General features: G+C 72.4%; 17 protein-coding genes and 4 pseudogenes. 15 read left to right on the forward strand and 6 right to left on the reverse strand.

The features are described 5' to 3' along the window. Positions 1–37: 37 nt before the first annotated feature. Both P3T27_RS27720 and P3T27_RS27725 read right to left on the reverse strand, forming a co-directional pair. On the reverse strand, positions 38–448 hold the full coding sequence (locus tag P3T27_RS27720) for a PPOX class F420-dependent oxidoreductase (protein ID WP_280683228.1): 411 nt from the start codon (positions 446–448) through the stop codon (positions 38–40). 71 nt (positions 449–519) lie between these two features. Next, positions 520–1,884, reverse strand: coding sequence for a D-alanyl-D-alanine carboxypeptidase (locus P3T27_RS27725; RefSeq protein WP_280683230.1), 1,365 nt, complete (start codon positions 1,882–1,884; stop codon positions 520–522). A gap of 305 nt (positions 1,885–2,189) precedes the next feature. On the opposite strand from P3T27_RS27725, the gene P3T27_RS27730 reads away from it, so the two are divergent. The 5 genes and pseudogenes from P3T27_RS27730 to P3T27_RS27750 all read left to right on the forward strand — a co-directional run. Beyond that, entirely contained in the window at positions 2,190–4,034 is a 1,845-nt protein-coding gene (locus tag P3T27_RS27730; RefSeq protein WP_280683232.1) for a glycoside hydrolase family 15 protein, read from the forward strand. A gap of 280 nt (positions 4,035–4,314) precedes the next feature. Then, positions 4,315–4,704 carry a peptidoglycan-binding domain-containing protein gene (locus tag P3T27_RS27735; RefSeq protein ID WP_280683234.1) on the forward strand — a complete coding sequence of 130 codons (390 nt, stop codon included), beginning with the start codon at positions 4,315–4,317 and terminating at the stop codon, positions 4,702–4,704. 199 nt (positions 4,705–4,903) lie between these two features. Next, positions 4,904–5,983 (forward strand): N-acetylmuramoyl-L-alanine amidase, encoded by a 1,080-nt coding sequence (locus tag P3T27_RS27740; RefSeq protein WP_280683236.1) that lies wholly within the window; start codon positions 4,904–4,906, stop codon positions 5,981–5,983. Between the two features lie 201 nt (positions 5,984–6,184). Then, a pseudogene (locus P3T27_RS27745) lies at positions 6,185–6,580 on the forward strand (peptidoglycan-binding protein); the annotation flags it as partial. A gap of 111 nt (positions 6,581–6,691) precedes the next feature. Continuing rightward, a pseudogene (locus P3T27_RS27750) lies at positions 6,692–6,904 on the forward strand (lytic transglycosylase domain-containing protein); the annotation flags it as partial. 108 nt (positions 6,905–7,012) lie between these two features. Here the strand turns inward: P3T27_RS27750 and P3T27_RS27755 are convergent. Then, positions 7,013–7,459 (reverse strand): helix-turn-helix domain-containing protein, encoded by a 447-nt coding sequence (locus tag P3T27_RS27755; RefSeq protein ID WP_280683238.1) that lies wholly within the window; start codon positions 7,457–7,459, stop codon positions 7,013–7,015. 336 nt (positions 7,460–7,795) lie between these two features. On the opposite strand from P3T27_RS27755, the gene P3T27_RS27760 reads away from it, so the two are divergent. The 5 genes and pseudogenes from P3T27_RS27760 (at position 7,796) to P3T27_RS27780 (ending at position 10,739) form a co-directional block, all read left to right on the forward strand. Further along, positions 7,796–8,752, forward strand: a complete 957-nt coding sequence (locus P3T27_RS27760) for a DUF2690 domain-containing protein (protein ID WP_280683240.1) — start codon at positions 7,796–7,798, stop codon at positions 8,750–8,752. A 148-nt stretch (positions 8,753–8,900) separates the two neighbouring features. Next, positions 8,901–9,281: a hypothetical protein gene (locus P3T27_RS27765; RefSeq protein ID WP_280683242.1), complete on the forward strand. Its 381-nt coding sequence runs from the start codon at positions 8,901–8,903 to the stop codon at positions 9,279–9,281. Positions 9,282–9,399: 118 nt separating this feature from the next. Beyond that, positions 9,400–9,834, forward strand: a pseudogene (locus P3T27_RS27770) (peptidoglycan-binding protein); the annotation flags it as partial. Between the two features lie 54 nt (positions 9,835–9,888). After that, positions 9,889–10,281: pseudogene (locus P3T27_RS27775) on the forward strand (peptidoglycan-binding protein); the annotation flags it as partial. 260 nt (positions 10,282–10,541) lie between these two features. Then, a complete protein-coding gene (locus tag P3T27_RS27780) occupies positions 10,542–10,739 on the forward strand; it encodes a hypothetical protein (RefSeq protein WP_280683244.1) in 198 nt (65 codons plus the stop codon). On the opposite strand, the gene P3T27_RS27785 is transcribed toward P3T27_RS27780, so the two are convergent. Then, complete coding sequence (locus tag P3T27_RS27785; RefSeq protein ID WP_280683246.1) at positions 10,736–11,512, reverse strand: TetR/AcrR family transcriptional regulator C-terminal domain-containing protein; 777 nt, start codon at positions 11,510–11,512, stop codon at positions 10,736–10,738. The two genes, P3T27_RS27780 and P3T27_RS27785, sit on opposite strands and share 4 nt — an antisense overlap. Before the next feature lie 82 nt (positions 11,513–11,594). Here P3T27_RS27785 and P3T27_RS27790 point away from each other — a divergent pair, with 82 nt between their 5' ends. From P3T27_RS27790 to P3T27_RS27810, 5 genes are all read left to right on the forward strand, one after another. Beyond that, positions 11,595–12,446, forward strand: a complete 852-nt coding sequence (locus P3T27_RS27790) for a siderophore-interacting protein (RefSeq protein WP_280683248.1) — start codon at positions 11,595–11,597, stop codon at positions 12,444–12,446. A 486-nt stretch (positions 12,447–12,932) separates the two neighbouring features. Continuing rightward, entirely contained in the window at positions 12,933–16,376 is a 3,444-nt protein-coding gene (locus tag P3T27_RS27795) for a S8 family serine peptidase (RefSeq protein WP_280683250.1), read from the forward strand. Positions 16,377–16,534: 158 nt separating this feature from the next. Next, positions 16,535–17,512, forward strand: coding sequence for an alpha/beta hydrolase (locus tag P3T27_RS27800; protein ID WP_280683252.1), 978 nt, complete (start codon positions 16,535–16,537; stop codon positions 17,510–17,512). 85 nt (positions 17,513–17,597) lie between these two features. Then, positions 17,598–17,744, forward strand: coding sequence for a hypothetical protein (locus P3T27_RS27805; RefSeq protein WP_280683254.1), 147 nt, complete (start codon positions 17,598–17,600; stop codon positions 17,742–17,744). A gap of 513 nt (positions 17,745–18,257) precedes the next feature. Further along, entirely contained in the window at positions 18,258–19,040 is a 783-nt protein-coding gene (locus tag P3T27_RS27810) for a DUF4328 domain-containing protein (protein ID WP_280683256.1), read from the forward strand. 318 nt (positions 19,041–19,358) lie between these two features. Here the strand turns inward: P3T27_RS27810 and P3T27_RS27815 are convergent, their stop codons facing one another. Together P3T27_RS27815 and P3T27_RS27820 are read right to left on the reverse strand one after the other, a co-directional pair. Further along, positions 19,359–21,029, reverse strand: a complete 1,671-nt coding sequence (locus P3T27_RS27815; protein WP_280683258.1) for a metallophosphoesterase family protein — start codon at positions 21,027–21,029, stop codon at positions 19,359–19,361. Between the two features lie 103 nt (positions 21,030–21,132). Next, positions 21,133–21,708: a TetR/AcrR family transcriptional regulator gene (locus P3T27_RS27820; RefSeq protein WP_280683259.1), complete on the reverse strand. Its 576-nt coding sequence runs from the start codon at positions 21,706–21,708 to the stop codon at positions 21,133–21,135. Between the last annotated feature and the right edge of the window lie 22 nt (positions 21,709–21,730).

Below are 21,730 nucleotides of genomic sequence, written 5' to 3' on the forward strand. Positions count from 1 at the left end.
GCTCCGCCCACCGGGAAGGCCGGGCGGTGGCGGGGCGTCAGGTCAGCGTGATCCGGATGCCGACGGTGCCGCGCTCGCCGCGGCGCAGCCGGCTGCCGAGCAGGGTGAGCACGCCGAGCAGGCCGTACTTCTGCCGCAGCAGGGTGCGGTAGGCGGCGGTGCGCTCGGGGCTGAGGAGTTCGGCGGTGGCCGGGTACTGCTCGCCGGTCGGCCGGCCCTTGACGTCGCACGGGCCGACCAGGACGTCCGCGCGGTTGCGGATCCGCTTGACCTTCCAGGAGTTCGCGACGGTCCAGACGCCGAGCGCCTCGCCGTCGCGGACCACCCACACCGGGGTCGGTACGGCGGTGCCGTCCTTCTTGTAGGTGCTGACGAGGAGGTAGCTCCCGGCGGCGAGGCTGATGATCCGGGCGAGCCGGTCCGGCGAGGCGGGGTCGGGCGTGGTCATGGCCGGAAGTCTAGGGCCCCGCCCCGATCACCGCTGGCCGGCCGGTCGTGGCCGTGGCCGTGGCCGGGGGCTCAGCGGTGCAGACGGGTGCGGGCGGTGACGGCCAGGGCGCGGGCCCGGCGGGTCAGCCGGCCGCACCCGCCGACACCGGTGGAGCCGACGGCGCCGGCGCCCGGGCGGGGGAGCTCGGCCGGCGGCGCGGCGGCGGCCGAGGCGGCGGGTGCGCCGCGGCGGCGGGCGGCGGTGCGCCAGGCGGCCCAGAGCGCGAGTGCGGCGCCGAGGGACGCGGCCGTCCAGGCGGCCGGGCCGAGGCCGGGTCCGCTGTCCTGGACGGCCTGCGGGTCCACCTTCGCGGTGGGGCCGGAGGCGGGCCCGCCGCGCACGGGGGCCGGGCCCGCGGAGGCGGCGGAGGTGTCCTCCACCAGCTGCCCGACCGGCTGGACCTTGCCGGTCGCCGCGAAGCCCCAGTCGAGCAGGTCGGCCGCCTCGTCGTAGACCTTGGCCTGCGCCTCGGGGTGCATCACCGTCACCAGCAGGGTGCGGCCGCCGCGCTGGGCGGCGCCGGTGAAGGTGGCGCCCGCGTTGGTGGTGTAGCCGTTCTTGACGCCGATCAGGCCCGGGTACTTGCCGAGCAGCCGGTCGGTGTTGGCGATGTCGAAGCTGATGCGCTGCCCGGTGAGCTTGTCCAGCCCGCCGGGGAAGCGCGCGGTGCGGGTCGAGCAGTAGGCGCGGAAGTCGGCGTTGCGCAGCCCCGCGCGGGCGAACAGGGTGAGGTCGTAGGCGGAGGAGACCTGGCCGTCCATGTCGTAGCCGTCGGGGGAGACCACCTTGGTGTCGCCGGCCTGTAGCGCCTTGGCGCGGGCCTGCATCTGCGCGACGGTCTGCTGGAGGCCGCCGTTCATGTGCGCGAGGACGTGGACGGCGTCGTTGCCGGAGCTGAGGAAGACGCCGCGCCAGAGGTCCTCGACGCGGTACGGCAGGTTCTCCTTGACGCCGACCAGGCTGCTGCCGACACCGACGTCGGCCAGCTCCGCCGCGGTCACCCGGTGCTCCGTCGCGCGGTCGAACTTGGGCAGCACGGTGTCCGCGAAGAGCATCTTCAGGGTGCTGGCCGGGGCCAGCGGCAGGTGGGCGTTGCGGGCCGCGAGCACCTCGCCGCTGCCGGCGTCGGCGATCAGCCAGGACCGCCCGGTCAACGCGCGCGGGAGCGCGGGCGCACCAGCCAGCGGCGCGACCTGGACGGTCGATCGGCCGAGCCGCTCCCCGCCGACCGCGCCGGCGGAGTCCTTCCCGAAGGCAGTCGGGGCACCGAAGGCCGGCGGGGCACCGAAGGCCGTCGGATCGCCGTCGGCGGTCGGGACGCCGGCGCCGAGCGCCAGGGCGGACACCGCGGCGGCCGCCGCTATCCTGCTGACCTGCTGTGACTTCTGCTGCACACGGCGAACGTACCCGGGCCGCCGCCGGGCCGCCGCGCCTGCTGCTCCGTCCGGCTGGCCGCACTCCACCTGCGGATCGGTGATCATCCGCCCGGGACACGCGCCGCCCGCCAGGACTGCCTTCGGTCAACGGGGGCATCGGCTGCGAGCCGGCGACCCCGCCCTCCCGGAGACCTCGTCCGGCCTGGTCAGAGGGCATGCCGACAGCGCGTGGCCTCGTGCAGGGCGGGTGGTCGCGGTCCGGGCCGACTACCATGAATAGGGACATTCTTCGGTGCCCGGGCCGCAGTGGTAGGGAGGCCGACATGGCGTTCGGGAATGCTTGTCTCGGAGGCGTGGACGGCGCCCGCTACCTGCCGATCTCCGAGCACGGCCTGATCGGTGACCTCCGTACCGCCGCACTCGTGGGCACCAATGGCACCATCGACTGGTACTGCTGCCCGCGCTTCGACGCACCCAGCGTGTTCGCGTCCATCCTCGACGCCGACCGGGGCGGATCGTTCGAACTGGCCGCCGATGTACCGACCCGCACGCGACAGTTCTACTTCCCCGACACCAACGTGCTGATCACGCGGTTCTTCGCCTCCGACGGTGTGGCGGAGATCCAGGACTTCATGCCGGTCGTCGACGAGTCGCGCGAGGCGGCCCGGCACCGGCTGATCCGACGGGTGATCTGTGTGCGGGGGACGCTCCCGTTCCGGGCGCGGATCGCTCCCCGCTTCGGCTACGGGGCCGAACCGCACACCGTGGAGCTGCGGGCCCACGAGGCGCTCTTCCGGTCCCGGTCGATGTCGCTGGCGCTGACGGCCACCGCGGCGCTCGAGTGCGACGACCTGGACGTGTGGTCGCACTTCAAGCTCCTCGAAGGCGAGTCCGCGGTGTTCGCCCTCGACCAGATCGGCGACGACGTCGTTCCCCGCGCCTGCCCCCGGGCCGAGGCGGAGGAGCAGTTCGAGGCGACGGTCAGGTTCTGGCGGCGCTGGCTGGCCGGTTCGCGCTACCACGGTCGGTGGCGGGAGACGGTGCACCGCTCCGCGCTGGTGCTGAAGCTGCTCACCTATGCGCCGACCGGCGCGATCGTGGCCGCGCCCACGACCAGCCTGCCCGAGCAGATCGGCGGCGAGCGCAACTGGGACTACCGGTACGTGTGGGTCCGCGACGCCGCCTTCTGCATCTACGCCATGCTCCGGCTGGGCTTCACCTCGGAGGCGGAGGCGTTCATGGCCTTCCTCGACGAGCGGGGCATGCAGGGCTCCGGCCAGGACATCGCCGCCACGGGCCCGCTGCAGATCATGTACGGCATCGACGGACGCGACGAACTGCCCGAGCACGAGCTGTCCCACCTGGAGGGATACCTGGGATCCGCTCCGGTGCGGGTGGGGAACGCCGCCACCGGCCAGCTCCAGCTGGACATCTACGGAGCGCTGATCGACTCCGTCTACCTGTACGACAAGTGGGGACAGCCGATCAGCAGCGACCGGTGGGACGAGGTCGGTGTCGTGGTGGACTGGCTCTGCGGTCACTGGGACCAGCCCGACGAAGGCGTCTGGGAGACCCGAGGGGGTCGACGGAACTTCCTGTACTCGCGGCTGATGTGCTGGGTGGCGATCGAACGGGCCATCCGGATGGCGAACCGGCGCGGCCTGCCCGCCGACCTCCCCCGCTGGCGGCAGAGCCGTGACGCGATCTACCGGCAGATCATGCAGCGCGGCTGGTCGGCCGAGCGGGGAGCGTTCGTCCAGGGCCTGGACAGCGACGTACTCGACGCCTCCCTGCTGATGATGCCGATGGCCAAGTTCATCTCGCCCACCGACCCCAAATGGCTCTCGACCCTGGACGCGCTCACCACGGACCTGGTGTCGGACTCGTTGGTCTACCGCTACGACCCGCAGGCCAGCCCGGACGGCCTGCGGGGAACCGAGGGCACCTTCTCGATCTGCTCCTTCTGGTACGTCGAGGCGCTCGCCCGCGCCGGGCGCCTGGAGGAGGCCCAGCTGGCCTTCGAGAAGATGCTCACCTATGCCAACCACCTCGGCCTCTACGCCGAGGAGATCGGCCCGACCGGTGAACAACTGGGCAACTTCCCCCAGGCGTTCACCCACCTCTCGCTGATCAGCGCGGCGTTCAACCTCGACCGGGCGCTCGGCTGACCCGGCGCAGATCGCCGAGGCCATCGCTTATCCGGCCGGCGACTCGGTGACTTCCACTCCAGGGTGCGCCGGACTCGCGCAGCCGCTGGGGCGGGCACGATCCGGTCGCTGACGGTCCGTGGGCGGGTGAAGCCGGATCTCGGACGTCCCGGGACGGGATCAGGGACGGTCCAGGGACGGTTCGGGGACGGCGAAGCGTGGTGGTCCGGACCGTGCCGCTCCTAGCGTGGCGGTCATCGAGTCCGTCGAGTGCGGACCATGCCCTAGCCCGAGGAGAACCGTGGCGATTCACTCCCTGGTCAAGCGTGCCGCCGTGGTGACGGCGTCCGCCGCCATCGCGGCGACCACGCTGGCCGGCACGGCCAGTGCCAACACCCAGGCCGGATACGTCGGTGACAACCAGGCCAACGACTGGACCGCCGTGCAGTGCGTCCAACACGACTTCAACCAGTTCTCCCTCGCCCGGGGCGGTAACTACCCGTCGCTCAAGGAGGACGGCTACTGGGGCCCGAACACCCGCAGCGCGGTGATCTGGATGCAGAACATGCTGATCAGCTACGCGAAGCACGCCGACGGCATCGTGGGCCCCCTCACCGGTGACCTGCTGCTCGACTACGGCGACCAGGGGTGGGACGGCAAGTGCCGGGCCGCGCTGCCCACCAGCTCCTGACCAGGTAGCAGCGCGTCTGCTCCGGAGCCACCCGGCTCTGCCGCGCCGCGTCGTCGACGCGACCGGAGCCGACCCGGCCGGCCGCGCGACACCCCGCCCGCCGGGCCCGGACTCCACCGCTGCCCTCGCGCCGTCAAGAGGCCCGAGGGCAGCGGTGTTTTCACCACCACCCGACCAGCTGAGGACCAGGTAGCCCCGTATGAACCCCGACCCGACCCCGTCCCACCCCGGCCGCCGCTCGGTGCTGGCCGGCGCCTTCGCGATCGGTACCGGTGCACTGCTCTCGTCCGTGCTGCCCGCCGGGGTGGCACGGGCCGCCGGTGGACCGGCGATCGCCGACACGAACGCGTGGGGGGCCCGGCCCTCCAGCAGCCCCATCAACGTCCTGGCCGGCGTGCCGGACAAGGTGATCGTGCACCACACCGCGACCGCCAACGTGACGGACTACTCGCAGGCGGCCGCGTTCTCACTGGCCCGGTCGATGCAGACCTACCAGATGGACAGCGAGAGCTGGATAGACACCGGCCAGCACTTCACCATCAGCCGCGGCGCGTACATCATGGAGGGCCGCCACAACAGCCTGTCCACGCTGCTCGGCGGCACCCAGCACGTAGAGTCCGCCCACTGCACGGCGCAGAACACGGTGGCGATCGGCATCGAGAACGAGGGCACCTACAGCACCGTCGACCCGCGTAGCGAGCAGTACGCGGCGCTGGTCGACCTGATCACCTCCATCTGCCGCCAGTACGGGCTGCGGGCCTACCAGATCTACGGGCACCGGGACTTCAACAACACCGAGTGCCCCGGCGACCGCCTGTACGCGCTGCTCCCGCAGCTGCGCCGCGATGTGGCCGCGCGGATCGGCGGGGACCCGACCGGGCCGGTGTGGCCGATGCTCAGCAGCGGGGCCTCGGGCGAGCGGGTGAAGACGCTGCAGTACCTGCTGGTGCAGCACGGTGCGACCCTGACCGTGGACGGGTCGTACGGGCCGGCCACGCAGAGCGCCGTGACGGCCTTCCAGAACACCACGCACGCCTCGGCGGACGGGGTCGCGGGCAACCAGACGTGGAGCCAGGCCGTCGCGCCGCTCGCCCGCGGCGCCTCGGGCAGCGCGGTGACGGCGGTGCAGAGCCAGCTGGTCGCGCACGGGATCCCGGTGACGGTCGACGGCGCGTTCGGCCCCGGCACGCAGTCCGGGGTGACGTCCTTCCAGAACTCGGCGTCGCTGCCCGCCGACGGCGTGGTCGACGCCCGGACCTGGAGCCGGCTGGTCGCCTGACGCCGCATCCGCCGGTGCCCCTCGCGGACCTGCCGCCCGCGAGGGGCACCGGCGTCGGCGGCCGCACACGCCGGGACCACCGGGCACCCCGAGGGCTGCGGGGACGTCCCTGGGACGCCAGGATCCCTGGTGGGACGGCCAGTTGAGCCCGACAGTGGGCGACACCGCCTGATCACCCGACAGGCCCTGGAGGGATGACCCGTGAAACGTACCTCGGCCCTGCGCGGACTCGCCGCAGCCGCGCTCGCATTCGTCGCACTCGCCCTGCTGCCCGCACCGGCACAGGCACTCGACTCCACCACCTGGCTCCAGCGCAACCTGGTGGGGATCGGCTACCTGGCCGGCGGCGGCGTCGACGGCACCTACGGCCCGAACACCACCGCCGCCGTCCGCAGCTTCCAGCACGACAACGGGCTCGACGAGGACGGCGTGTACGGCGGCCGCACCGAACTCGCGCTGCACAACAAGGTCGCCGAGGTGCAGCGCGCGGTCGGCTCGGGCGCGGACGGCGCCTACGGCTCGGGGACGACCGACGCCGTCACCACCTGGCAGCGTGCGCACAGCCTGAGCTACGACGGCATCGCCGGGCCGGCGACCATGAACGCGCTGGGGATCGCGCGGACCGTGCAGATCACCGCCCAGTGGAAGTTCGGCAGCCACGGCTGGAGCGTGAGCGGCCAGTTCGGCTGCCTGGACCAGATCTACATCCACGAGAGCGGCTGGAAGGTCTACGCGACCAACCCGTCGTCCGGTGCGTACGGCATACCGCAGGCGCTCCCCGGCGACAAGCTGGCCGCCGCCGGATCCGACTGGCAGACCAACCCGAACACCCAGCTCAGCTGGGGCCTGGACTACATCAAGGGCCGCTACGGCGACCCGTGCTCGGCGTGGAGTTTCTGGCAGTCCCACAACTGGTACTGATCGGACGACCAGGACACCCCCGATGCCCCCGCGGAGCCGCTGCGCTCCGCGGGGGCATCGTCGTTTCCGGAACCGTCCCGGGGTGAACGCGGCGTCGTGGCCGGTGGATCAGCTGCTGCGCCGGAAGGTCCGCCGGTCGGCGGTGGTCAGCACCAGACCCGCCGTCAGGATCAGCACGAGCGAGGCCAGTGACCACAGGACGGCCACCTGCTGGCGGTCCCGGTCCCGGTCCTCGGACCGCACGGCGCCGGCCGGCCCGACCGGCGCCGTGCGGTCCGGCGCACCGCCCGCCGCGCGACAGGCGTCCGCCAGGTTCCACAGGTCCAGCAGGTGCGCGGCGTCGCCCTCGCAGAGGCCGGCGATCCGCTCGACGGCGTCGCGGGGCGGGAACTGCTTGCCGTTCACCCACCGCTCCCACGAGGACTTCGCGTAGTGGGTGCGTTCGCTGATCCGGACGTACGTCAGACCGGAACCGGACTTCAGCGCCTGGAGCTCGCTGGCGAGCTGATCGGCAGGGGCCGGAGGCGTGTTGCCGGATGCAAGGTGGCGGACCATGGTGCTACTCCCCGTACTCACTCTGGTGTGGCTCACTCTGGTGTGGTCAAAAGCCATGCAAACTCTGCGGCATCCTCCGGTGAGATGCGAGAGCTCCGAAAGCTGTGGGACGACCCAACCCGCACCACGGCCCTGAGCTGTGCTTTGAGACGCCGGGCCGGAGCAAGTTGAGACGATCTCCCGGAACGCCGGTCCCGATCGGCGGCTCCGGGCGGGGCCCGGGCAGGGGCGGGGCCGGTCCGTGGAGGCGTGGAAAGGACAGGCAATGACCGCATAAACTCACAGGCTGCAATCAGTCCCACGCCTCCCATCGATCCACCTGACGAGGTAGCCGAGATGAGCCAGTCCTGGAAGCCACTCCCCGCTGATCTTTCGGAGCCGGCTCGGCGCCTGGCCGAGGAACTGCGCGCGGTCAAGGACGCGCACCGGATCTCGCTGGCCGACCTGGGAAAGCGGACCCACCTCAGCAAGGCGTCCTGGGAGCGGTGGCTGAACGGGAAGCGCCTGATCACCTCGCAGGCGCTGTCCGGCCTGATCGCGGCGGTGGAGTGCGACGCCGCGCTGCTGACCTCCCTCCTGCGACAGGCCGAGGCCGCCCGCGACACGGAGGCCGCACCCGCCGCCGTACCCATATCGACGCCCGCACCCGTACCCACACCCGCGCCGCCGGTCGAAGCGGTCGAGCCCGCAGCGTCGCCGGATCCGTCCCCCTCCACGGCGGACGCCGACACCGCCGGGCCGGCGCTCGCCGGGTGGCGGCGGCCGGCGACCCTCCTGGGCGTGGCCGTCGTCGCCGCGTTCGCACTGTTCGCGGCCCTGTACCCACGCGGCACGCACGACGACCGGACCGGATCGCAGCCGGTGGCGGCAGCGACGACGCCGACGGCGCCGACGCCCTGTCAGGGCGTGGGCTGCGCGGGCAAGGACCCTCAGACCCAGGGGTGCGACCTCGACGAGCGCACCCTGCTGACCGGCAACGTGGGCGAGGCGATCCTCTATGTCCACTACAGCCCGCGCTGCCGGGCCGCCTGGGCCGGGATCACCAACGGTTCCCCGGGTGACAGCGCCACGATCACCACCAACACCGGCGAGCAGGAGACCGCCCTGATCCACTGGGGCTACGACAACTACTCGGTGATGGTCGACGCGGGCCCGGGCGACACCACTCTCCAGGTGTGCGGCCACCGGTCCGGCGGCGCGGCCTGCACCAGCGTCGTCAACGACCCTGCCGCCCGCGCGAGCGCCATGCCGGTGCCCAAGCCCCCGGCACCGGCCACCACCCCCGCGCCCTGACCACACTGCCGCTTCCCGGACCCCGGATGAACGTGGACGGCCGTCCCGGCCGCGTCCCGGGACGGCATGACCTGGTGGGACGCGTGAGGCGCTGCTTGGCTGGTGGCCGCCCGGACTCCCTCCCCGGGCCCACAGGAAGGGGCACACCATGATGCGGACAAAGCTCGGTCTCAAGACGGCTCTCGCCCTGGCCACGGCGGGCGCCACGCTCGCGCTGGCCGCTCCGGCGCAGGCGTCGACCACCGCGGACTACATCGGCGACGGGTACCCGAACAGCTACCAGAGCGTGCTGTGCGTACAGCAGTTGCTGAACACCTGGGCCTCCAACGGTGGCATCCAGGGTGTCTCGGTGAAGGAGGACGGCCTCTGGGGTCCCCGGACCAAGGGGCTGGTGACGTACTTCCAGCAGGTCCAGAGCCAGAGCAACCCGAGCATCGTGCCGGACGGCATCGTCGGGAAGAACACGGGCAACTCGATGGTCTACAGCCACACCCAGCCGTGCTACCAGTTCATCCCGACGTACTTCTGATCACGACCGCCCCGCTCCGCTTCCGGCGGCGGCCCTTCCCTGCCGCCACCCCCTCTCCACTTTCCTTCCCACTCAGTGAGGAACCGTCATGAAGCGCGTCTCGGCCGTAGTCGCCGCGATGTTCGCCGCGATCCTTGCGGCACTGCTGTCCGCCCCCGTCGCCCAGGCCGCGAGCTGGCCCATCGTCCAGAACGGTGACCGGGGCGACAATGTGACCACCGTCCAGTACCTGCTGAGCGCCCGCGGCTTCGGGACCACCGCCGACGGTGCCTTCGGCCCCGGCACCCAGGACAAGGTCAAGAGCTTCCAGAGCGCGAACGGCCTGAACCCGGTGGACGGCGTCGTCGGCACCGACACCTGGTCCAAGCTGATCGTGACCGTCCGTCAGGGCGACAACGGCGACGCCGTCAAGGCGCTCCAGGTCCAGCTGAACGCCCACGGTGCCGGGCTCGCCGTGGACGGTGCCTTCGGCGCCGGCACCGACTCCAAGGTGCGGAACTTCCAGCAGTCCGCGGGCCTGAACCCGGTCGACGGCATCGTCGGCCCCGCCACCTGGGCCGCCCTGGTCTCCGGCGGCGGCAGCACCGGCGGCGGCGGTGGCGACACCCTGAGCCAGTCGCAGGCCGCCTCGATGCTCTCGTCCGCCGGGATCACCTGGTCCTCCTCGGGCGGCTGCTCCGACCGCAACAACAGCAGCTGCACCTCCTTCGACGGCCTGCGCCGCGCCTCGGCGGACGGCGCCGTCGCGCTCAAGCACGCGGTCGGCAGCTGCCCGCTGAACATCACCGGCGGCACCGAGACCGGCCACGCCAGCGGCACCTACAGCCACGGGAACGGCTACAAGCTGGACTTCGGCATGATGAGCTGCCTCACCAACTACATCACCGGCAACTTCGCGCACAGCGGCACCCGCGCCGACGGCGCCGACCTGTGGACCGCTCCCTCGGGCAACATCTACGCCAACGAGGGCAGCCACTGGGACGTCACCTTCATGAACTGACCGCCGCCGAGGCGGGACCGGCCCGCCGAAGCGGACGCGCACCGTGAGGAGAGGGGCACCGGACACACCCGGTGCCCCTCTCCCGTTCCCACCACCCGGCCCGGCCGGGCCTTCACCCCCGGCGGGTCGGGGGACCGGCGGAGCCCGAAGCACAGGGCGGTCCGTTCAGCCCCGGGCATCGCGGTGGTCGCTACCTTCGATGGGTCGGGTCGCGCCGAAAGTCGGATTTCCGGGCGCGGGGCGCTGTCTAGGCTCGGGGTATGAAGACCCTGCTCGGCTATCTCGGTTTCGTCCTGATCCTCGGCGGCGGGTCCGGCCTGCTGGCGGACCGGCTGGAGGGCTTCCGCCTGTTCGGCTTCGTCCGCTTCCTGGTGCCGGAGGGTCATGAGACCGCGGGGTACGCCATCCTGCTGGTGCTCGGCATCCTGCTGGCGATCCCCGCGGCCCGCCGGGGCTAATCAGCGGCAGCGGCGGAGGCCGCCACGCCGTCGAGCAGGACGGCGAGGCCGGTGCGGAAGGCCTCCTGGTCGCGGTCCTGCGGGGTACCGTCGGCGGCGCCCTGCAGTGCGGTCAGCAGGGGGAAGCGCTCGGGGAAGTCCGGTGCCAGTTCGGCGAGTCGGGCGGATCGGGTGGTCCACCAGTCCTCGTCGGCGACGCCGGTCGCGGCGGCCGCGCCGCGCGATTCGGCGGCCACCGCCGCCATGCCGCGGACGAGCTGCCAGAGCGCCGCGACCACGCCGGGCAGCCGCCCCGGGGCGAGGGCGGCCGGCCGCAGGGCGCGCAACAGGCGTTCCATGGCGGCCAGTTCGGCCGGGCCGAGCACCGGGCGGGCCTGGGACACCTGGAGCATCCAGGGGTGGCGCAGGTAGCAGGCGTACAGTTCCTCGGCCCAGGCGGTGACGGCCGATCGCCAGCCGTCCGCGACCGGGGGGTCGGCCGGGAGTTCGGCGAGTGCCCGGTCGTGCATCAGGTCGAGGAGTTCGGCCTTGCCCGGCACGTAGGTGTAGAGGGCCATCGCGGTGCGGCCGAGCCGCTCGCCGACGGCGCGCATCGAGAGCGCGGCCATGCCGTCCGTGTCGGCCACCGCGATGCCGGCGGACACGATCGCGTCCACGCTGAGGCCCGGCTTGGGGCCGCTGCGCCCGGTACGCCCGGTGCCCGGTTCCGGTGTCGCGCCCCAGAGCAGGGACAGGGACCGGTGGGCGTCGCCCTGTCCCGCGTAGACGACCATGCAGCAACTCCTTATGGCGTAAAGTAACTTCGGCCACGGCAACTCTTTATGCCGTAAGGTTATCAATCGAAGGGGTTTCGCGATGACACTGCCCGTCACCTTCGTCGAGGTCGTCGAGGTCCGCCGGATCACGCCGCGCACCGCCCGGGTCACCTTCGAGGCCGGGGCCCTGGCGGACTCCGTGGGCGTGGCGCCCGACCAGCAGGTCAAGCTGTGCTTCCCCCGCCCCGGGCAGGCGGAGCCCGAACTGCCGGCGCAGAGCGACGATCCGATGAGCTGGTACCAGGCGTACCTGGCGATCCCCGAGGCCGCGCGCCCGCTGCTGCGCAGCTTCACCCTCCGCCGCCGTCGGCCCGGCACCCGGCTGGTCGAGATCGACTTCGTCCTGCACGGCGACAGCGGTCCGGCCGCGGCCTGGGCGGACCGCGCCGCGCCCGGGCAGCGGCTCGGCATGGTCGGTCCCTCGGCCTTGTACGCCCCGACGGTCCCGTTCGCCGAGGCGGCCGCCGCTGCCGACTGGGTGCTGCTGGCCGGGGACGAGACGGCCCTGCCGGCGATCGCGACGCTGGTCGCGGCGCTGCCCGCCGGAGTGCGGGCGGTGGCGTTCGTCGAGGTCGCGGACGAGGCCGAGCGGCAGCCGCTGGAGAGCGGTGCCGAACTGGCCGTGCACTGGCTGACCCGGTGCGGGCGGGCTCCGGGGGAGGCGCTGGTCGGGGCCGTCCGGGCCGCCGGGCTGCCGGGCGGCACGCCGTTCGCCTGGCTGGCCGGCGAGGCGGGCGCGGTGCGGGCGCTGCGCCGGCAGCTGGTGGAGGAGCGCGGGGTGCCGAAGTCGTCGATCGACTTCACCGGGTACTGGCGCCACCGGTTGACCCAGGACGACGCGCCCACCGCCGAGGATCTGGCGGACGCCCAGGAGCGGTTCGCGGCCTCCTGATCCCGTCCTTGCGGTCGCGGCGGCCGGGCTTTCCGGCCGCCCTCCCGCGGCCGCCGGCTCTGTCATGTCCGGTTTCAGTGCGGGCGTGCGGGGAAGGGTCTGTGGCGGTGTTGACGATGTGTCGCAGGTGGCGGTGGTTCGCCAGTGTCCAGAGTTCGCCACCGACATTTTTCGACCGGGATCGAACGGATCCGGCCGGGCCCGGTCAGGGGAAAAGGGGCGGACATGGCCCGATTTCTGCTGTGAATTTTACTTTCTGATGGTCTTTTTTACTTTTTAATGGGCATTTCCCCCCTTGTCGTGGTCGTGTCGGATGCGCTGGAATGCGACCGCTGTCGGGACGCGCGGTCCGGAGCAACCACGCGTCCGACAGGATCCGCGTACGCTGGGCTGCGCAACCTGACGTCTCATCAGACGAAAGGATGTCCATTGATCGGCTGGCGGAAATCCCAGCTAGCAGCTGCCGTCACGGTCACCGCCGCGTCCATGGTCCTGACCTTCGGGTCCAGCGCCAACGCGACTCCGGTCCCCGACTCGCAGAACGCCCCCGTGGCGTCCGCGGACGGGGCCCCGGTGCCGGTGATCGTGATTCTCAAGGACCAGATAGCGGACGCCCCGGCCGACAACGGCCACCTCGGCGCCCGTAAGCAGAAGGCCGCGAACGCCCAGGCGCCGCTGCTGGACAAGGTCAAGGCCAACGGCGGCACCAACATCAAGAGCTTCGTGGTCGGGAACGCGTTCTCGGCCACCGTCAGCCCGGCGCTGCGCGCCGCGCTGCTCGCCGACCCGGCCGTCGCCTCGGTGGTGGCGGACGAGCAGGTCGCCGTCGCGCCGCCGGCCGCCGGCGCGGCCAAGAAGGACGCCGCGGACACCACGGCCGGCGCCAAGGCGCCCAAGGCCGCCGCCGCCCCGCAGGCCGTTTCGGGCAGCAACGGCAGCCAGGGCGCGGAGCAGAACGCGACCAACACGGTCTGCCCGTCCGACCCGTCCCAGCCGCTGCTGGAGCCGGAGGGCCTCTACTCCACGCACGCCGTCGGCGCCGGCGGCAAGCCCGGCGCGGCCGACCTGGCCACCGGCAAGGGCGTCAAGGTCGCCTACATCGCGGACGGCCTCGACCCGAACAACCCGGACTTCATCCGGGCCGACGGCTCGCACGCGGTCGTCGACTACCAGGACTTCGCGGGCGACGGCGTGGACGCGCCGACCGGTGGCGCGGAGGCCTTCGGCGACGCCTCGGCGGTCATCGCACAGGGCCGCCAGGTGTACGACGTCGCGAAGTTCGTCAACTCCTCGCGCGCCCTGCCGGCCGGCTGCAACATCCGCATCCGCGGCCTCGCCCCGGACGCCTCGCTGGTCGCCCTGCGGGCCGGCGGCGAGATCATGTCCAACTCGTCGATCCTGCAGTCCATCGACTACGCGGTCTCGGTCGCGAAGGTCGACGTGCTGAACGAGTCCTTCGGCGGCAACGTCACCCCGGACAGCGGCGCGCACGACACCATCTCGCTCTTCAACGACCAGGCCGTCAAGGCCGGTGTCACCGTCTCCGTCTCCTCCGGCGACGCGGGCATCAGCGGCACCATCGGCACCCCGGCCACCGACCCGAACGTGATCGCGGTCGGTGCCTCCACGGACAACCAGAACTACCAGCAGACCGGTTACGCGGCTTCCCAGTTCTCCAACAAGACCTGGAGCGACAACCGCATCTCCGCGCTCTCCTCGGGCGGCTTCACCCAGGCCGGCCGCACGGTCGACCTGGTCGCGCCGGGCGAGTCGGACTGGGCGCTCTGCTCGCCCGACACCAGCAAGTACACCGACTGCACGGGCTTCAGCGGCCAGGGTTCGCCGATCCAGTCGTTCGGCGGCACCAGCCAGGCCGCGCCGTTCGTCACCGGCGCCGCGGCCCTGGTCATCCAGGCCTACCGCGACACCCACCACGGCCAGTCGCCCGCTCCGGCGCTGGTGAAGAAGTTCATCACCGGCACCGCTCAGGACCTCGGCGTGCCGGCCGAGGAGCAGGGCGCCGGTCTGCTGAACGTCCGTGCGGCCGTCGAGGCCGCCCGCGGCTACCAGGGTGGCTCCGGCTCGTCCGACAGCAAGACCGTCGTCGTCACCTCCGGTCAGGTCGACGTCGCCGGCACCCCCGGCTCGACCCACACCGCCGACGTGACCGTCACCAACACCAGTGGCGCCACCCAGACGGTCAGCGGTGCGACCCGCACCTTCGTCCCGCAGGCGAGCAACCAGCAGACCGTCCAGCTGGACACGGCCTCGACCGACACCTTCAAGTACGCCACCAACGGCGCCACCTGGGTGCAGAAGCAGGTCAAGTTCACCGTCCCGGCCGGCGCCGACCGCCTCGCGGCGTCGATCGCCTGGCAGGGTGCGGCCAGCCCGGTCGTCAACGGCCCGGTGGTCCGCATGACGCTGCTCGACCCGTCGGGCCGCTTCGAGACCAACACCCGTCCGCAGGGCGGTGCCACCTCGGCGAACTTCGGCCTGGTGGACGTCCCGCACCCGGTGGCCGGCGAGTGGACCGCCATCCTGTACACCCCGGCGGGCAAGGCCGGCTACAACGGCCCGGTCCAGCTGGGCACCGCCACCCAGCGCGCGGTGCCGGCCGGCGCCGTCAGCCCGACCGTCGCGGACCTGAAGCCGGGTGAGACCAAGACCCTGAAGGTCCAGCTCACCACCCCGGCGACCAGCGGCGACTCCAGCGAGTCGATCACCGTGGCCGGCTCCAACGGCACCACCACCAGCGTCCCGGTCGTGCTCCGCAGCCTCGTCCCGGTCAACCAGGGCACCGGCACCTTCACCGGCACCATCACCGGTGGCAACGGCCGCGGCTCCTCGCCGACGCAGAGCTTCGCGTACGCCTTCGACGTCCCGAAGGGCCAGAAGGACCTGCGCGTCGGCCTCACCGTCGCCAAGGACTCGAAGCTGCTCATGCAGGGCGCGCTGATCAGCCCGAACGGCACCCCGATCGACATCGAGGGCAACGGCCTGCTCGACGCGCAGGGCAACCTGACCGGCACCACCGGGGGCGTCTCGGCCACCACCGTCAACCCGGCCGCCGGCCGCTGGCGGTTCGTCCTGAACGTGCTCGGCCCGGTCAGCGGCCAGGAGCTCGCCCAGGACTTCACCGGCACCGTCGCGTTCAACCAGAACCGCGCCACCGCCGCCGGCCTGCCGAACGACGCGCGCACCAAGCTGGCGGCCGGCAAGCCGGTCACCGTCCAGGTGAACTACACCAACAACACCGTCGCCCCGCAGAACATCTCGGCCGACGGTCGCCTGGACCGCCGGGCGGACCTCCCGCTGGTGCCGCAGGGCGCCTCCGCGACGGTCAGCCTGCCGCTGAGCCTCACCTCCGCGGTGCCGTCCTTCCTCGTCCCGCCGGGCACCGACCAGCTGAAGGCGGTGGCGGCCTCCTCGACGCCGGCCCACCTGGAGCTGTCCGGCACCACCGGCTCGCCGGACCTCTTCGGTGACCTGAAGAAGGCCCAGGACGGTTCGACCATCTCGGTCGTGACCGACACCGGCAGCCAGGCCCAGCCGATCCTCCCCGGCGTGTGGGGCACCTTCCTGCAGCAGATCGGTCCGTTCGGCACCGCCGGCGCCCCGACCGGCACCGCCACCATCACGGCGACCGCGCACACCCAGGCGTTCGACCCGGCGCTGGCCTCCAGCACCGGTGACCCGTACGCCCGCGCGGTCGACGCCACGGCCCCGGCCGCCAACCCGGTGACCGTCCAGCCGGGTGCCAGCGGCTCGCTGCAGGTGACCGTCACCCCGACCGGCCCGAAGGGCAGCACCGTCCACGGTGTGCTGTACCTGGTGTCCGGCCCCACCTCGCTGGCGACCGCCAACAACGTCCTGAGCACCACCGGTTCGGTGCTCGCGGCGATCCCGTACAGCTACACGGTGAACTGACGCACCACCATGAGGCCGAGGCCGTCCCGGAGTTCCGGGGCGGCCTCGGCCGCGTCGCGTGCGGGGCGGGGGGAATGCCCGGGGCTCCGGGGGTGTTGGGGCGGGCAGAACCGGGGCGGCCGACGCCCCGGACCTTCGGAGCGGACCGGGAGCGGGAGTTGAACGACGCGATCAAGCACAGCCACGTCGAGGTGAACGGCGTGCGGCTGCACCTGGCGGAACAGGGCGAGGGCCCCCTGGTCCTGCTGCTGCACGGCTTCCCGGAGAGCTGGTACTCCTGGCGGCACCAGTTCGGCCCCCTCGCGGAGGCCGGTTACCGGGTCGTCGCCCCCGACCAGCGCGGGTACGCCCGCAGCGAGCAGCCCGAGTCCGTGGACGCGTACAGCCTGCTGCACCTGGTCGGCGACGTGACGGCGCTGATCGGCGCGCTCGGCGAGGAGCGGGCCGTCGTGGTCGGGCACGACTGGGGCGCCCCGGTCGCCTGGGCCGCCGCCACGCTGCGGCCGGATCTGGTGCGCGGCGTCGCCGGGTTGAGCGTCCCGCCGGTGGGCGTGAGCGGGCTGCGGCCGACGAGCGAGTCCCGGGAGAGGTTCGGCGAGGGCTTCTACCAGATCTACTTCCAGCAGCCCGGCCGGGCCGACGCCGAGCTGGCGGCCGACATCAAGTCGAGCTTCCGCCGCATCCTCGGGGGCACCCACCCCGACGGCAAGCCACGGGCGTGGGTCGTGCCCGAGGGCAAGACCCTGCTGGACACCGTCCCGGAGCCGGAGCGGCTGCCGGACTGGCTCACCGAGGCGGACATCGACGCCTTCGCGGCCGACTACGCCCGGCACGGCGAGCACGCCTTCACCGGCGGGCTCAACTGGTACCGCAACATCGACCGCAACGCCGAACTGCTGACCGCCTTCGACGGCCTGACGGTGCAGGTCCCGGCGCTGTACGTGGCCGGCGAACTGGACCTGGTGAACGCGCTCGTCCCGCCGGACGTGCTGGCGCACCTGCTGGGCCGGGTGCCCCGGCTGCACCGCCACGTCCGGCTGCCGGAGACCGGGCACTGGACGCAGCAGGAGCGCCCGGCCGAGGTGAACGAGGCGCTGCTGGACTTCCTGAAGCACCTGGACGACCAAGCGGCCTGAGCCGCCGGCCGACGGGCCTGTCCGGATCCGACGGGGGCCGGACGGGCCCGTCGAGGTCCGTGGTCAGCGGTGGTGGTGGCTACCCATGGGGTGGTCGCACGCGCGGCACTTCCGGATGAACAGCAGGCTCACCCCGACGGTGACGAGCGCTCCCACCGTCACCCCGGTACCCCGCGCCGCCTTGCGGGCCGCGTTGCCGCCGATCGAGCCGGTGCATCGCGAGCAGTTCTGACATCCGGTCCGGACCGGGATCTTCTTCCCCACGGCGGTTCCTCCCAAGCGCGATCCCGGCCAAGGCCGGGAAGGGGCGGGTCCAGGATGCTGGATGCCGGCGGCGCGTGGTGTGGACCGCGCGGTTTCGGCTGGTTTCGGCCGGTGTCCAGCAGACCGGGCGCCCCCTGATGTCCTCCCAGCGTACGAAGGCGCCCGGGCGGAGCCGAAACGGGGCGGGGTCAGGACTCCGTCCGTCGGCACGTCGTGTTCCATCGGCCGGCCCGTGCTCGCCGGCAGTGCCGCGCCGGAGGCGTTTCACCCCGGACGGCCCGACGCCCGTACGATCTGTCGGCTATGTGCGGATACCGTCGCCGAGCTGTGAATTCCTGCTGGCGGAAGAGGTCGTGGACCCCCTAAGGTCGGCGAGCCTGCCCCGGTCGGGGCTTCGGCGTGGCCAGCGCGGATGTCCGGGCGCGCGGCAAATCCAGGAGTTGACGGTCTGATGGTGTGTGTGGTGTGCGGGGCGCGTCCCGTGGGGACCGAGAGCGGGCGCTGCTTCGGCTGCACCGAGGCGACTCCGGGCTGGCTGGCGGCATACCGCTCGGCGAACGGCCTCGCGGTGGCGGTCTTCGTCCTGCTGGGGCTGAGCGCCGCAGTGTCGGCATGGGTGGTCGTGATCGACCTCTGGAGCGACACGATCCTCGGTCGGCTTCTGGACGGGTCGGGCGACGTCGGCGCCGACGAGGTCGCCTCGCTGGGCACTCTGGCGACCGGGGTGAACACATTCTCGATCGTGGTGATGCTGGCCACCGCCGTGGTGTTCATCCGCTGGTTCCACCGTGTCCGCCAGAACGCCGATCTGCTGGTGCCGAACGGGCACCGCCTCGGGCGCGGCTGGACCATCGGCTCCTGGTTCACCCCGATCGTCCTGCTGTGGTTCCCCTGGCAGTTGATGGTGGACTGCTGGCAGGCGAGCGCCCCACTCGACGCCGACGGACGACGGCCTACGCTGTCGCAGCGGGTTCTGGTCCTGTGGTGGTCCACCTGGATCGGCTCGCTTCTGGTCGGCTGGTACGCCTACTCCGTCCTGAAGTCCGTGCACATAGCGGTGGACGGCAGCCTGGAGGAACTGCGCAGCGCGGTTCGGGTGGAGACGGCCGGGGCGGCGCTGAGGCTGGTGGCGGCCGTGGCCGCGATCGTGGTGGTGCACCGGCTGACGGCCATGCAGCAGGCGCGCCGGGCCCACGTCAATCCGATCGCCGCCAGGGCCGCCCAGCTGGCGGCCGAGCGGAGCCGGGCCCGCACCGACGCATGAGCGGCGACCGGACGCGGCGGGGCCGGTGGCGGCGACGGTGAGCCGACCACCGCCGACGTGCCGAACCAGCCCACGCGACGCCAGGGCCGTCGTGGCGTGCTGGTGGCCTCCATCGCGACGGTGGCCGTGCTGGGGGCCGGGGCCCTCACCGTCAAGGCCATGGACCAGCGGACACCCGGAGGTACCGCCGCAGCCACCGGCCCCGCGAGCACCCCGGAGCCGTCGGCGACGCCCTCCCCGGCCCCGCCCTTGGACGGCAAGGCCGGCACGCCCTCCGCTTCCGCCTCCGGCGCGGTTGACGGCAGTGGGTGCGCCGCCTCAGCTGCGCTGCACGGTGAACAGGTCGACGGCTGTGCCGTTCTCGGTGAGTGAGCGCACCGTCAGCCGGGCCGGCTTGCCCGGGGTGGCGGGCGCCGCGTCGACCGCCACCAGGCAGTAGCCGGTGTAACGCACCCTGGACCAGGTGACCTTGACGGTGTGGTCGTGGCCGCTCGGATCGGAGATCACCATGGGGACGGGCGAGTCGTTCGGGGTCTCGTGCCCGAGGTAGGTGTCGGCGGCAGGGAAGGTGTAGAGCGCGTCACCGCCGCCTCCCGCGACGACGTAGGTGGTGCCGTCCTTCACGGGGTCGACGGTGCCGCCGGAGCCGACCTTACGGGTGGCCTTGCCGGCGCGGATGGGGTCGGTGCGCTCGTAGATGTGGTTGTGGCCGCTGAGCACCAGATCCACCTGGTACTTGTCGAACAGCGGGGCCCAGTCCTGCTGCGCACCGAGTTCGGCCCCGTTGTCGTGGCAGGTGGAGTACGTGCACTGGTGGAGGTAGACGACGACGAAGTCGATGGTCCTGTCGGCGCGGAGCGCGGCGAGTCGGCTCTCCAGCCACGTCTTCTGCTTGCCCTTGGTGTGGTTCAGGTTGGTCGGGGTGTTGTAGCAGATGTCGTTGCCGTCGAGGCTGATCAGGCCGACGTTCTGGTACCGCCAGGAGTAGATGCCGGTGGACTGGCCCCAGGCGTTGTCGGGCATCGTGAACCGCGCGCGGACGCCCCCGTAGCCGTCGGACGCGTACCACGGCTCCATCTCGTGGTTGCCGACCGCCATCATCCAGGGGGTGTGGGCGGCGACGGGATCGTTCTGCACGAAGAAGGCGTCCCACAGGCGGGCGTCGTATGTGTCGCCGGTCTGGCCGCTGCCGCCGCTGTTGGCGTACGACAGGTCGCCCATGTGGAGGTGGAAGGCGGGGCCGAGGCCGGCGACCAGCCGGCCGGTGGCGGCCGCGTTGGACCCGATGCCCTGGTCGCCGAAGGCCGTGAAGGTGAACCCGGTGCCGCGTCCCGGGGCGGGCGCGGTGCGGAAGCTCGCCACGTCGCCGGGCTGCGCGCGCTGCCCTGCGGGGTCGTAGCCCTGATGGCCCACGACGTAGTAGTACGTGGTGTCCGGGATCAGGCGGTCCAGCTGTGCGTGCAGGTAGTACTGGGTGACGGTCGTCGGCTTGACCAGGGATTGGTCCTCGACCGGGTGCTGCCAGGAGAGCTTGCTGACCAGCGTGCGGACTTCGGCGGCGACGGGGGAGCCGAAGTCGCCGGGCTGGAGGCCGATCCGGACGAAGGGCGCGGTCACCGCACCCGGTACCTGCCAGGAGACGACCACCTGTTGGGACGGATCGGCCCCGAAGGCCAGGTGCCGGCCGAAGGGGCGCAGCGCGGACCCGGCGGCCCTCTCGCTCCTGGGCGCGGGCAGGGGCGGCGTGCCGAGGACGGTGGGGCGTGCGGAAGCGTGCGCGGTGCCGGGCAGCAGGATGCCGGCGGCGGCGAGGGCGGCTCCGCCCGCCGCGCCCACCCGGAGGAGGTCGCGCCGGGAGTGGCGGGCGGCGGGGCTCCCGTGCTGCTCGGCCGGGCGGGGCCGGGTGGTGTGGCCGGCCCGGTCGGTTGCGGCGGATTCGAGGGACGGCGCGTTGTCGGTGGACCGGCTGTGCCGTGAGGTCTCGGACATGAGGCAAAGTTAGGAAACGTCACTAACCTTGGCAAGGGGGCGAACGGAGCCGAATTCGGTTGCACCGCAGGCCGGTTGGCGAGCGATCACCCGGTACCGCGGGTCACGCCGTGCGGCCCGCGCGGGGGTCGAGGAGCTCGGCGACGAGGCGGCGCGCGTAGGCGGGGGCGAGGCCTGCCGGGCGGAAGAGGATGCGGTACATCAAGGGGGCGACGACGCCGTCCATGACCGTCTCGACGGCGGGGGTGTTCTCCTGGCGGTCGATCGCGCGGGTGAGGATGGCGTCGATCTGTTCGGCCGCGTAGGCCGAGCACTGGCCGGCGTTGCCGCCGTCCGGGTCGCCGAGCAGGGCGTCGCGGATGTAGGCGCGGCCCGAGGGGGACGCCATCTCGTCGAGGAACTGTTCGGCCCAGGCCGTCAGGTCGGACCTCAGGTCGCCGTGGTCCTCCGGCGCCGTGTCGGGTCGCAGGCGCTCCACCGCGACGTCCGACAGCAGCTCCTGCAGGTCGCCCCAGCGGCGGTAGACGGTCGAGGGGGTGACTCCTGCGCGGTGGGCGACGAGCGGCACCGTCAGTGCGTCGCGGCCCACCTCTGCCAGGAGTTCGCGGACGGCGGTGTGCACCGACGCCTGGACCCGGGCGCTGCGGCCGCCGGGGCGCACCATCGGTTTGCGGCTCATGAAAGCATCTTAAAACATATTT

The sequence above is a fragment of the Kitasatospora sp. MAA19 genome (assembly GCF_029894125.1).
Lineage (GTDB): Bacteria > Actinomycetota > Actinomycetes > Streptomycetales > Streptomycetaceae > Kitasatospora.